General features: G+C 66.4%; 10 protein-coding genes and 1 pseudogene. 7 read left to right on the plus strand and 4 right to left on the minus strand.

Annotation, left to right across the window (positions count from 1 at the left end; genetic code table 11):
* A pseudogene (locus TSH64_RS28715) lies at positions 1 to 724 on the plus strand (hypothetical protein); the annotation flags it as partial.
* A gap of 105 nt (positions 725 to 829) precedes the next feature.
* Positions 830 to 2,704 carry a tetratricopeptide repeat protein gene (locus TSH64_RS28720; RefSeq protein WP_109095172.1) on the plus strand — a complete coding sequence of 625 codons (1,875 nt, stop codon included), beginning with the start codon at positions 830 to 832 and terminating at the stop codon, positions 2,702 to 2,704.
* A 29-nt stretch (positions 2,705 to 2,733) separates the two neighbouring features.
* Here TSH64_RS28720 and TSH64_RS28725 read toward each other — a convergent pair whose 3' ends face one another.
* From TSH64_RS28725 to gmd, 3 genes are all read right to left on the minus strand, one after another.
* Positions 2,734 to 3,165: a hypothetical protein gene (locus TSH64_RS28725; RefSeq protein WP_109095171.1), complete on the minus strand. Its 432-nt coding sequence runs from the start codon at positions 3,163 to 3,165 to the stop codon at positions 2,734 to 2,736.
* 69 nt (positions 3,166 to 3,234) lie between these two features.
* Positions 3,235 to 4,230: a GDP-mannose 4,6-dehydratase gene (locus tag TSH64_RS28730; protein ID WP_109095170.1), complete on the minus strand. Its 996-nt coding sequence runs from the start codon at positions 4,228 to 4,230 to the stop codon at positions 3,235 to 3,237.
* Between the two features lie 56 nt (positions 4,231 to 4,286).
* Positions 4,287 to 5,342, minus strand: a complete 1,056-nt coding sequence (gene gmd / locus TSH64_RS28735) for a GDP-mannose 4,6-dehydratase (protein WP_247872677.1) — start codon at positions 5,340 to 5,342, stop codon at positions 4,287 to 4,289.
* Between the two features lie 282 nt (positions 5,343 to 5,624).
* Between gmd and TSH64_RS28740 the strand changes: the two genes are divergently transcribed.
* The 4 genes from TSH64_RS28740 (at position 5,625) to TSH64_RS28755 (ending at position 9,993) form a co-directional block, all read left to right on the plus strand.
* Entirely contained in the window at positions 5,625 to 7,559 is a 1,935-nt protein-coding gene (locus TSH64_RS28740; RefSeq protein WP_109095168.1) for a tetratricopeptide repeat protein, read from the plus strand.
* Between the two features lie 56 nt (positions 7,560 to 7,615).
* The gene (locus TSH64_RS28745; RefSeq protein WP_109095167.1) at positions 7,616 to 8,374 is read left to right on the plus strand and encodes a class I SAM-dependent methyltransferase; all 759 of its coding nucleotides are present in this window, start codon (positions 7,616 to 7,618) and stop codon (positions 8,372 to 8,374) included.
* Positions 8,367 to 9,287, plus strand: a complete 921-nt coding sequence (locus TSH64_RS28750; protein ID WP_109095166.1) for a class I SAM-dependent methyltransferase — start codon at positions 8,367 to 8,369, stop codon at positions 9,285 to 9,287. Before TSH64_RS28745 ends, TSH64_RS28750 begins: the two co-directional genes overlap by 8 nt.
* Before the next feature lie 88 nt (positions 9,288 to 9,375).
* Entirely contained in the window at positions 9,376 to 9,993 is a 618-nt protein-coding gene (locus TSH64_RS28755; protein WP_109095165.1) for a CatB-related O-acetyltransferase, read from the plus strand.
* A 39-nt stretch (positions 9,994 to 10,032) separates the two neighbouring features.
* Here TSH64_RS28755 and TSH64_RS28760 read toward each other — a convergent pair whose 3' ends face one another.
* Positions 10,033 to 11,166 carry a glycosyltransferase family 4 protein gene (locus tag TSH64_RS28760; RefSeq protein WP_158285312.1) on the minus strand — a complete coding sequence of 378 codons (1,134 nt, stop codon included), beginning with the start codon at positions 11,164 to 11,166 and terminating at the stop codon, positions 10,033 to 10,035.
* 251 nt (positions 11,167 to 11,417) lie between these two features.
* On the opposite strand from TSH64_RS28760, the gene TSH64_RS28765 reads away from it, so the two are divergent.
* Positions 11,418 to 12,749: a glycosyltransferase family 10 gene (locus TSH64_RS28765; protein ID WP_158285311.1), complete on the plus strand. Its 1,332-nt coding sequence runs from the start codon at positions 11,418 to 11,420 to the stop codon at positions 12,747 to 12,749.
* Positions 12,750 to 12,771: the final 22 nt, after the last annotated feature.

The raw sequence follows: 12,771 nt of genomic DNA on the forward strand, positions 1-12,771 counted from the left end.
CTCCGGTTCCGACATCGTCAGCCTCGGCGACGGCGGCAACACGGTCCTGCTGCGCGGCATCGAGACGCTGACCGGCGGCGCCGGCAACGACGTCATCACGCTGGGCAACACCGGTGTGACGATGTCGGTCTCGGGCGTCGAGACGCTGGTCGGCGGCACGGGCACCGACGCCATCACGGTGACCGGCGGTGCGGGCATCCGCTTCCAGGCGGGTTCAGGCGACAGCATCGCCCTGGCTTCGGGCAGCGGCACCGACACGGTGGTGTACTCGTCCTTCACCGACATCTCGGCCCCCGACAACTCGACGTTGGGCGTGAACACCGGCTTCGTCTCGGTCTCGAACTTCCAGTCGGGCACCGACAAAGTGCAGCTGACCGGTACGGCCCGGACCGCTGCGGACAAGAATGGCGATGCCTCGCTCTCGACGGCCTCTGCTGCGACCAACGGCGTGAACATCGGCTCCAACGAGCTGGTGAGCCTGACCTCGGTCGTCAGCGGCAGCCTGACGGACGCTTCGCTGGCCAGCTTCCGCTCGGCCCTGGGGACGCTGACGAACTCGTCGGCTGGTGCAAGCACGCTGGTTCTGGCCAACAACGGCACCAGCTCCGGCCTGTACCAAGTGGTCGACACCAACGGCGACGGCCAGGTGGCCGCCACCGAGGTCCGGCTGCTCGGCGTCTACAACGGCACCGTCCTCTCGCTCTCCGACATCAACCTCGGTTGATGATGGGGGCCTGAGCCCAAGCCTGCTAAAAGGAGGGGGCGCCCGCAGGGGCGCCCCCTTTCCCTTTGTGCGGACCTATTCCGGTAAGCGGTGTTTCGGTTCCCGATGGCCTTGATCCAAGATGTCTTCACCCATGCCCAGCAGCGTCATGCCGCCGGGCATTTCGCCGAGGCAGCGGCGCTCGCGCGGGAGGTGCTGCGGCTGGCGCCCGATCATGCCGTCACCCGCCACATGCTCGGCACCGCCTTGTGCGCATCCGGCCATGGCGAGGAGGGGCTGGCCCACATTGGTACGGCCATGCTTCTTGATCCGGGCCAGCCGGTCTATGCGGTGAACCTGGCCATCCTGCTTCATTCCCTTGGTATCAAAGCCGATGCGGCTTTCCGTCGCGCCTTGCGGCTGCGGCCGGGCGATGCCCGGTTGCTCGACGGGTTGGGAAGCTGCATGAGCGAGCAGGGCGATAACCCGCAAGCGCTCACTCCCTTGAAGCATCGGCTGGCGCTGGAACCCAACGTGGCCGAGGCCTACCGCAAGGTCGCCATCGTTGCCCAGCGTGCCGGCCAACTGGAGGAGGCGCGGCGGGCTTACCGCCGGGCTTGGCGGTTGGGCGGAGGAGACGGGCTTTTGGTGCGCGAGGCGCTGACCTTGCCGGCCATCCCCCATTCAGCGGCCGAGATCGAGGAAAGCCGCGCCCATTGCGCCGCCGTGCTGCGGCAGGCGCGCGAGCACGGCCTGCGCATCGACAATCCGCTGCGCGAGGTCGGCGTCACGTCCTTTTTCCTGTCCTATCATGGGCTCGACAATCGTGCCTTGAACGGCGAACTGGCTGCCTTGTACCAGGAGGCTTGCCCCTCCTTGCTCTACACCGCCGCGCATTGCCGGGAGTCCGGATGGCCCAGCGCGGCGGAGGACAGGGCCGGTCGGCGGCTCCGCGTCGGCTTCATCTCCGACTATTTCCACAACCACACCATCGGCATGCTGAACGAGGGGCTGATCGAGCGGCTGTCGCGCGAACGCTTCGAGGTGGTGCTCTTCCTCACGCCAGGGCCGGACGACGACCTGCGGCGCCACTTGCGCACCGTGGCGGACCGCGCGGTCGACATTCCGCACGATCTCGGTGCCGCACGGCATATCGTCGCCGAGGAGCGCTTGGATGTCCTGTACTACACCGACATTGGCATGTCGCCCTTCACCTACTTCCTCGCCTTTGCCCGGCTGGCGCCGCGGCAATGCCTGAGCTGGGGGCATCCGGACACCACCGGCATTCCCACCTTGGACGTCTTCTTGAGCTGCGATGTGATGGAGCCGGAGGATGGCGAGGCTCATTACAGCGAACGCCTGATCCGCTTGCCTGGCCCGACCGTCTGCTACCGGCGCCCGCGGCTGGCCGAACCGCGCAAGACCCGCATCGATTTCGGCTTGGCCGCCGAAAGCCGGCTCTACCTCTGTCCGCAGAGCTTGTTCAAGATTCATCCCGTCTATGACGACGCCCTGATCGCCATTCTGCGACGGGATCGTGACGGCATCCTAGTCTTTGTCGATCCGCGCGGCCAAGGCGCTGCCCTGACGCGGCGGCTGAGCGCCAAGGGACCCGATGTGGCCGCCCGCATCCACCTGCTGCCGGGGCTGGGGACCGCGGATTTCATCGCACTGACCGCCGACGCCGATGTCATGCTCGACCCGTTCCATTACAGCGGTGGCAAGACAAGCCTGGAGGCCCTGGCCTTCGGCACGCCGGTGGTGACCTGGCCCGGCGCCTTCATGCGCGGACGCCATACCCTGGGCTTCTACAGGCTGATGGGGCTTGACGACTGCGTGGCGAACGATCCGGCCGATTATGTCGATCGGGCTGTCCGGCTCGGCACCGATCAGCGGCTGCGCGCCCAGGTCCGGCAGCGCATCCTTGAGCGAAGCGCCGTCCTGTTCGACGACGGGACGTCGATCCGGGCGATCGAACGCTTTTTCCAGGAAACGTCCTGACCGGAGCGCGGCCAAGCCGTTTGGGGGGATCAGTGCGCGGGCAGGGCCGACAGGCGGTCGGCCATCCGCAGGACGCCCTGGGCCAACCGGACGATGGCGGGAGAGCCGATGAACAGCTCCCGCAGGGCCGCCCCTTCGCCGAAGCGCAGGACAAAGCCGTTCGGGTTGAAGACCACAGCGACCTTGGCCGTCTCCGACAGGACATGCTGGGTGCGGCCCTGGAACACGGCGTCCAGGATCGACCGCGCAAGCTCGCGGGCGTCCTCGACGTCCAGGGAGGCTATCTCCGGCCCGAGCCGGCTTTCGTTGAACAGGAAGACGCCCTCCAACCGCAGGACGCCTTCGCCGTCCGCCGCTTCGCCTTCATGCAAGGCGATGTGGGACAGGAACTTTCCGTCCGGGAACAGGACGGTGCGGTCGTCCACCTCGATGTTGATGACGAGCTTGCTCCTGGCCGACATGGGGCGGGCTTTCTTCGGAAGGCTGTTCCGGACGGATTAGGGTCTCGGAAAGCGAATTGGGACGGGGACTCAGGCGACCGACCGGCGTGCCATTTCGGCATCCGCCAGCCCGGCGACCACCTGGGCCATGCGGCGTTCGGCACGCCATCCTAGCATCCGGTCCGCCTTGGCGGAGTTGCCCACGCTGAAGGCGATGTCCGAGGGGCGGAGCAGGTCCGGATTGCCGCTGACGTGACGGCGCCAGTCCAGGCCGAAATAGGAGAAGGCCTGGGCGACGAATTCCTCCAGCCGGTTCGCCTCGCCGGTGGCGATCACGAAATCATGGGGTTCGTCCAGAGCCAGCATGCGGGCCATGGCGTCGACATATTCCGGGGCCCAGCCCCAGTCGCGGGCGATCGACAGCGTCCCCAGCTCCAGGACGTCGGTCTTTCCCTCGGCGATGTCGGCAGCCCCGCGGATGATCTTCTGCGTGACGTAACGGGTGGGCCGCAACGGCGATTCATGATTGAACAGGATGCCGGAGCAGGCGAACAGGCCGTAGGCCTCGCGGTAGTTGGCGACCGCCCAGAAGGCGGCGGCCTTGCCGACGCCATAGGGGCTGCGCGGATGAAAGGGGGTGGATTCGTCCGCCGGCGCCTTGGTGTTGCCGAAACATTCGCTGGAGCAGGCGCTGTAGAAGCGGGTATCCAGCTTCAGGAAGCGGATCGCTTCCAGAATGTTGATGGTGCTGGAGATGGTGCTGTTCAGCGTCTCGACCGGCTGGTCGAAGGACAGTCCGACCGAGGCTTGGCTGGCGAGATTGTAGATCTCGGCCGGCCGGACCCGGGCGATGACCTCGACCACGCTGCGGAAGTCGGTCAGCACGGAGGAATGGAGGATCACCCGGCCGAAAATGCCGAGCCGCCGCAAATTGGCGAAGCCCGCCATCTCCCGGTCGCGCGAGGTGCCGTGGACCGCATAGCCCTTGTCCAGCAGAAGCTGGGAGAGATAGGCGCCATCCTGGCCCGAAACGCCGAAGATCAGTGCGGTCTTCGGCTCGCTTCGGGCCACTCCTCCAATGGTCATCGGACGGCGCCTACATCGGTTGCTGGGCGGTCACTGAGCGGCCGCGGGTGGCGGTGTCAGCGGTGATCGCCGCCGCCGGCGAGAAGACGCATGTCGGACTCGACCATCTCCCGGACCAGATCGCGGAACGCGGTGGTGTGGGTCCAGCCCAGCTTCTCGCGCGCCTTGCTGGGGTCGCCCAGCAGCAGGTCGACCTCGGTCGGGCGGAAATAGCGCGGGTCGATGCGGACCACCACCTTGCCGGTCTTCTGGCAGATGCCTTCCTCGTCTACGCCTTCGCCGCGCCATTCGATCCCGCGGCCGATGTGGCCGAAGGCCAGCTCGACGAACTCGCGCACGCTGTGGGTCTCGCCGGTGGCCAGCACGTAGTCGTCCGCCTCGTCCTGCTGCAGGATGCGCCACATGCCCTCGACATAGTCGCGCGCATGGCCCCAGTCGCGCTTGGCGTCCAGGTTGCCGAGATACAGGCAGTCCTGGCGGCCCTGCTCGATGCTGGCCACCGCGCGGGTGATCTTGCGGGTGACGAAGGTCTCGCCGCGGGTCGGGCCTTCATGGTTGAACAGGATGCCGTTGCTGGCGTGCATCCCGTAGGCCTCGCGGTAGTTCACCGTGATCCAGTAGGCGTACAGCTTGGCCGCGGCGTAGGGGCTGCGCGGGTAGAAGGGCGTGGTCTCGCGCTGCGGCGTCTCCTGTACCTTGCCGTACAGCTCCGAGGTGGAGGCCTGGTAGAAGCGCGCGGTCTTCTCCAGACCCAGGATACGGATCGCCTCCAGAAGACGCAGCGTGCCGATGCCGTCGGCGTTGGCGGTATATTCCGGCGTCTCGAAGCTCACATGCACGTGGCTCTGGGCCGCCAGATTGTAGATCTCGGTCGGCTGCACCTGCTGGACTAGGCGGATCAGGTTGGTGCTGTCCGTCAGGTCGCCGTAATGCATGAAGAAGCTGACGTCCTCCTCATGCGGATCCCGGTAGAGATGCTCCACCCGCCCCGTGTTGAAGGACGACGACCGGCGCTTGATGCCGTGGACGATATAGCCCTTCCCCAGCAGAAGCTCGGCAAGATACGCGCCATCCTGGCCGGTGGCGCCGGTGATGAGGGCAACTTTGCGCAAAGGACCGACCCTTGATCTGTACGGCGTTAATGATCGGGCACTATCCTCAAAGGATCCTGGCAAGGCAAGGGGCGTTGCGCCCGATCCCAGATAAGGCACGGGCATCGTGCCGCATTATCGGCTTTCCGGCAGGGCGATGGAGAAGTCGGCGGCGGCACGAACGGAGTTGAAGCGCCTATCGCGGAACGATAGGGTGCGCGCCGAACGGGCCGGCCATCCCCGGCGGCCCCGGTCGGGTGCGGCCGTGGAGCCGGGGCCGGAGGCCGCACAGCACGGATTGTCATGGCTACCGTCGCCGAAGCATTGCAGATCGCCGTGGGACTTCAGCGTGCCGACCGCCTGGACGAGGCGCGCGCGCTCTATCTGCGCATTCTGGAGGTCGATCCACGCAATGCCCATGCCCTGCATCTGCTGGGGCTGATCGAGCGGCGCCAGAACCGCCGGGACAAGGCGCTGGACCTGATCCGGGCCGCTCTCGACATCGCGCCGGAGATGGCGGACGCCGCCTGCAACCTTGGCAGCACCCTGTCCGAATTGGGGCAAGTGGATGCCGCCGCCGCGGCATACCACCGGGCGATCCAGCTTGACCCGTCGCTGGAAGGGGCGCATCTGGCGCTTGCCGCCCTGCTGGGCGGACGTGGCGGGCCGCGCGACTGGGCGACGGCCGCCATGGCCTATCGCCGCGCCCTGCGGCTGAACCCCCATCGTCCCGAAAGCTATCACGACCTCGGAATCGCGCTGCGGCAGGACGGAGCGGTGGATGAGGCGCAGGCAAGCCAGCAGAGGTCGCTCGCCCTGCATCCGGGCTTTGCCAGTGCCTATGCAAAGCTTGGAAACATCCAGCTTGAATTGGGCGATCCTTCCGGTGCCCTGGTCTCCTTCCGCCGCTCACTCATCCTTGAGCCGGGGCAGGGGAGTACACTCTACAACCAGGGCAACGCCCAGCATGCCGCCGGCCTCGCCGATGCGGCGGTCGACAGCTATGCCGCCGCGGCGCGTGCCGGCGTCACTCTGGCGCTGACCCGGCTGGCCGACGTGCTGACCGGCCTTGGCCGGCTGGCCGAGGCGGAACAGGTGCTGCGTCTGGCGCTGACCCGGCCGGGCACCGATGTGCACGGCGCCATCGACATGCTGTCGGCCCTGCTGGCGCGCCAGGGGCGGCATGAGGAGGCGCGGCGCTTCTTCGCCGACTACCGCTATCCGCATGCGGCCGATCCCAACGCCTTCAGGATCGAATGCCTGACCGCGGTCGCCGAGAACTGGCTGGCCGCCGGCGAGATCGACCGTGCGGTGGATGTGCTGGCCGGGGTTCATGGCCATGGCAGCCGCTTCTTCACGGTGAAGTCGATCGCCGGGCTGCAGCAGGCCCTGGCCCGGCAGGGCCGGCGGCTGGAACGTCCGGCCAACCCCGACCCGTCCCTGCCGCGCATCTGTTCGTCCACGCTGGCGACCCATGGCCGCTTTGCCCACAACGTCCTGGAATATGTGCTGCTGCGGCTCTATGCCGAGACCTACGGCTACCGGCTGGAGACGCCGGACTGGGTCGGCGGCTATTACTTCGATCTCGACGATCCCAGGCCCGGTGGCGGGCTGAAGCCGATGCATTTCGGCCGGCGCATCCTGAACGACCTGGTGACCGGGCGGCGCTGCGACCCGCGCCCCGGCGTCGACATCCTTTCGCCGCTGTTCCTGTTCGAGTATCGCGAGGCGTGGCGCGAGCGGGTGCAGTCCTGGCTGCGGCCGCGGCCCGACTGGCTGCCTTATGTCGATCCGGTGATGCAGGCATTGAAGGCACGCGGCAACACGGTGGTGGCCCTGCACATCCGCCGCGGTGACTTCGTCTGGTTCCGCTACACCATCACCGAGACCTCTTGGTACGTCGACTGGCTGAAGGCGCTGTGGCCGACGCTGGACCGGCCGGTGCTGTACATCGCCACCGACGACCCGGCGACCATTGGCGACTTCGCGGAGTTCGCGCCGGTTTCGCTCGACGATCTGGCGAAGGACGGGGCGGTCGAGCCGTGGAAGGGGCTGGAGTTCCTGCAGGATTTCCACGTGCTGATGAACGCCGACGTGCTGGGCGTCAGCGCCCAGAGCGGTTACAGCCAGCTTGCGGCCCTGCTGAACCGCAACGCCCGCCTGTTCGTCGAGCCGGATGCGGCGGCGCAGCGGATCAGGCCCTATTCCCCCTGGACGAGTTCGTCCGGCACCCCTTAAGACCACCGCCATCACGATCAACGCGACGCCCTCGAAAAGGGCAGGAGGGCAGCCCCATGGATCTCGCGACCAAGGAATTCTACGACGACTTCTGGCCCCGTTTCGTGCCGATCTACGACGAGACCAAGAAGTACATGCTGGAGACGCTGACCGAGCGGCAGATCGGCCAGGCTCTGGATGCCGGCTGCGGCCACGGCATCTGCTCCGTCATCCTGTCGGAAATGGCGGAGCGGGTGGTGTCGGTCGACGTCTCGTCGGACAGCCTCGCCACCGCCCGCCAGCAGGCCCAGCGCTTCGGCCGCGACAACATCGAATTCCACCACCAGGATCTGCAGGAGCTGGACACCAACCTCGGTCCGTTCGATCTGGTCTGGTGCTGGGGGGTCGCGATGATGGCGCCCGACCCGATGAAGGTGATGCGCAACCTGATGGCCGTCACCAAGCCGGGCGGCACCGTCTATCTCGGCCTCTACCTGAAGACCTGGCTGTCGCCGGTGCATGAGGGCGTGCGCCATTTCTGCCGCGCCTACATGGACACGCCGGCCCGGCGCAAGCTGGTCGGCGGCTTCTTCACCGGCCTGACCAAGGTCGCCTGTGCGCTGAAGGGTCAGGAGATCAACCGCCGCGCCGACAACGTGTCGATCCAGGCCCAGGTCGAGGACTGGTACTACCCGCCCTACAAGACCTTCTATTCGATCGAGGAGATCGTGGCGCTGTTCGAGCGCAACGGCTTCAAGGCCGACTGCATCCAGGACCGGCTGGGCCGGATGAAGAGCGCCACGATCTTCGTGATCCGGGCGACGAAGAATGGCTGAGGCGGCGGCGGGCTGGCAGGACCGGGCGGCTCCCCCCGACTGGGAGGAGCTGGGCCGGCTGCTGTCCCGCGGCTACATTGACAGCGGCTTCATCGGCGGCGTCACCCGCGTGCCGGTGAAGGACGTCGTGCGCGACATGCTGTCGGAGGCGCGCGCCGACGAACAGGTGGCGGAACTGCGGCGGACGGCCGCGGCTGCCGGCGTCGATGCCGGCAAGGCCCGCATCCTGGAGGTCGGGTCCGGCTGCGGCATGACCGTGGTGCGCGGGCACACGGCGCACGGGCTGGACATCCACGGCATCGAGCCCAGCATGGGCGAATACAGCTCCACGCTCGATGTCTGCCGCCGGCTGATCGAGCATTACGGCCTGCCGGCGGATGCGGTGCGCGACGCCACCGGCGAGGCGATCCCCTTTCCGGACGCCAGCTTCGACATCGTCTATTCCTCCAACGTGCTGGAGCATGTCGGCGATCCGGCGGCGGTGCTGGACGAGGCGCTGCGGGTGCTGAAGCCGGGCGGGCTGCTGCTGATCGTCGTGCCGAATTACGGCTCCTGGTGGGAGGGGCATTACGGCATCCTCTGGCTGCCGCGGATGCCGGCCGGTCTGGCGAAGCTCTATGTCCGGCTGTTCGGCCGCGACCCATCCTATGTCGACACCCTCAACCTGATCGACCGTCCCTGGTTCGACCGCTGGCTCGGCCGCCATCCTGGCCGGCTGGAGGTGCTGGACTGGGGCTGGGGCGTCTTCGAGCAGCGGCTGCGCACGCTGGGCTTCGGCGACTGGGCGGCTCTGTCGGTCGCCAAGCGCATCGTCACCTTCGTCCACCGCTCCGGCCTGCTGGAACCGGCGATCTGGCTCGCCCGGCGCCTGCATTGGGAAACGCCGATCATCTTCGTGGCGCGCAAGGAGTGAGACCCACGCAGACGTCGATCAGGCGTGCTATTCAGCCCGCAGGCGATCCAGAAATTCTGATTTACTGCGATAATCAGGTATAGAAACCATGTATATTGCATTCAATCATAAAGCAAAAGACAGAGACACCGCATACAGTTTTAGTGCAAATGGAAATCCGTGTTTGGTTTTCGTCGGAGCGTTCACCTATTTTTCTGCACCTCTTGAGATCGTTTCCTATGGGGAGTCTGGGCGGATCGAAATCGGAAGATTCTGTTCGGTTGCAGATGGCGTTCATATTTACTTTGGCGGAATGCACGCCATGGATGGTGTCTCGACCTACCCGGCCGAAATGCTGGCGGAATGGATGCCTGAACTTGCCGGGCCGAACAGCACGTTCAGCAAAGGTCCCGTCATCATCGGCAACGACGTGTGGATCGGGGAAGGGGCATCCATACTTTCCGGCGTCACTGTGGGGGATGGAGCCGTCATCGGCGCGCGCGCTGTCGTGTCCCGGGACATCCCGCCCTATAGTGTGGTGGCCGGGAATCCTGCCCACATCGTCCGCAAGCGGCTCCCCGACGCCGATGTCGACTTCCTTCTGTCGATACGCTGGTGGTCCTGGCCCAGCGACAAAATCCGCAAGTTGGCCCACCACATATTCGGCGGCGATGTGGAAGCACTCCGTCTTGCCGTAAGCAGCGAACCGAATGCCTCTCTGAAATGACCCGGCTTCCGCCGTTCGGCGGATCCGGTGACGGGCCGGTCAGCGCCCCATCCGGTACAGGGCGATCAGCGACTTCCATTCCAGCGCCCGGTTTTCCCAGCGGTAATTGGCGCCGATCGCCTGCCGCTGGTGCCGGAGCGACGCCTGGAGGTCCGCTCCGTCGCCGTCGCTCCACTGCCCGATCTTGGCGATCAGGGCGTCGGTGAAGGCCTTTTCGAACCCGCCCCCGCCCTCGCCATAGGGGACCATGGTGGCGAAGCCGGCCGCGCTTTCCGGCAGTGCGCCGCGGTCCGTGCAGACGAGGCTGCAGCCGGCGGCGAGCGCCTCGATGGGGGCGATGCCGGAGGTCTCCTCGAAGGCGGTGGGGTAGGCGACGACGGCGGTGTTCAGCAGCCGCTCGGTCAGGCGGGCATGGGAAAGCGGGCCGCGATAGTCGACGCCTTCCATCGTCATGCCGCTGAGCAGGCGGTGGATGGGGTCGTCGGCCTGCGCGACACCGTAGATCGACTGCCCGGAATAAACGGTCAGCGTTGCGGCCGGGCATTTCGCCCGCACCTCCGGCCACAGCTTCAACAGGGTTTCCAGTCCGCGCGTCGGTGCCGAGACATAGGCCACCTCCAGTGCCGCCCGCTTGGCCGCGAACAGCCCCGCCTCATCGTGATGCCGCCGCAGGACGAAGGGGTTGCAGGCGTTGCGGATCACATGGCACCGCTCCGCCGGGATGGTGTCCCTGAACTTCTCCAGGAAGACCCGCTTCTGCCATTCGCTGACAAACACGATGCCGTCGGCGGAGCGCGCGTGGTCGGTGTCCAGATAATGGGCCAGGCATTTCAGGTCGTGGAACCACACATCGTGCTGGATATGGACCCACAGGAAGACGGGCACGGAGGGGACAAAGCGCTTCACCGCCGTCACGTTGTCGGCGTTGTTGCTGACGATGACCGCGTCGGTCCCGGTCAGGTCCCCGGCGGTGATCTTGGTGCAGTCGACGACCTTGACCCCGCTGTGGCGCGCATCCTGCCCGCTGCCGATGGCAAGCATGACCTCGTGCCCCTCGGCGGCGAGGCAGTCGGACAGGTAGATCAGCGACGAGGCGATGCCACCCATTCCTTCCGTTTCGCTGTAGGCATCGCTCGCCTTCGTCAAATGGGAGTCGATGAGGAGGAGCTTCATGGGTCGAAAAGCCTTTTTCGGAAGGGCGGCAGGCAGCAAGGGGCCGGTGGAGCGGGACCGGTCGGCGATCCCGGAGTTATAGGCCGCCTGCCCGCCGGTTTCATAGCGTCTGCATCCGCCGGACGGCAGGTGCCGGACGATAAGCGCTTCATGTTGAAAAGGTGGGCGGACTGTCCGAGATTGGCCGCCTCTCAGCCTCATCCTTCGCCGTGACGGGCGGGGGAGACAACCTTTGAATGGTCAGCCGATCGATGCGTCAGCGCCTTCAGTTCACCGCCCCGGGCCAGTTCGAGGCCCTGCTGCGGCAGTGCGTCCACCGCCTGTCCATCGATCCGGCCGATGCCAACCAGTGGTTCGTCCTGGCCCAGGGGCTGGAGGGCGTCAGGCGGGACGGGCAGGCGCTTCGCCTTGCGCGACGGGCGATGGCCCTGCTTCCCGGCCAGCCCGTGCTGCTGCGTTTCGCCGGGGCGCTGTCCAAGCGCCTCAACCGGCTGGACGAGGCGAAGGACTGCTATGGCGAGCTTTCCCGCCTTCTGTCCGGCGACGAGAAAGCCCTGGCCGAACTGGCCGACATCGACAGCCGGCAGCGCATCCTGAACGCCCCCCTGCGCGTCCGGGCGGAGCCGAAGGGGGCACCGTCCGCTCCGATCACCGTCAACCTGCTGTACAAATGGTGGGACCAGCCCTGGCTGCGGCAAACCCCCGGCGGCACCGGGCGCTGGGGAAACCACCAGTTCGTCGCCAACCAACAGGGCGGGCAGTCGGACTGGGTGGTTGTCTACGAGGACTTGGACGTGCCGAGGACGGTGACCTGCCGGCAGGGCAACCTCGTCCTGGCGACCGGGGAGCCGCCGTCCCTGTCCCGCTACAGCCGCGGATATTTGGACCAGTTCGATCTGGTCGTCACCTCCCACGAGGATCTGGAGCATCCCCGCGTCCTGCTCTCGCAGGTTCCGCTGCCCTGGCACATCGGGCTGTCCGGTGTGGAGGCGTGGCCCGGCTCCGGACCCATCGGCTACGACCTGCTGTCCGGCGTGACGGGGCTGGACAAGGCCTTCGCCGTCTCCGCCATCGTATCCGACAAGGTGCTCACCGAGGGGCATGTCGTCCGCGGGGAGTTCCTGCGGCGGCTGAAGGACCTCATGGGTGACAAGCTTCACCTGTACGGCCGGGGCTATTGCGAGGTCGCCAACAAATGGGCGGCGATCGCTCCGTACAAATTCCATCTGTGCATAGAGAATTACCAGAGCAGCCATTACTGGACGGAGAAGCTTTCCGACGCCTATCTCGGCTGGTCGATCCCGATCTATCATGGGTTCACCAAGGTCAGGGAGGCATTCGATCCCTCGACCTTCTGCGAGATCGACATCCGCGATCCGGAAGCGACATACCGGCGGATCATGGATTTCATGGAACGGCACAGGGACACCGACGTGTCCGACCTGCTGGCCCGGCAGCGTGCCGCCGTCCTGAACGGCCACAATATGTTCAACCGCCTGGCCGAAATCTGCGCCGATGCCACGGGAACAGCCTGGCGTCAGGTGACCATTCATCCCGAGGTCTCCTTCCAGAAAGGCCGCTGACGGTCCACCCTCCGGGGATCGG

This window comes from Azospirillum sp. TSH64 (assembly GCF_003116035.1).
In the GTDB taxonomy this organism is placed as follows: domain Bacteria; phylum Pseudomonadota; class Alphaproteobacteria; order Azospirillales; family Azospirillaceae; genus Azospirillum.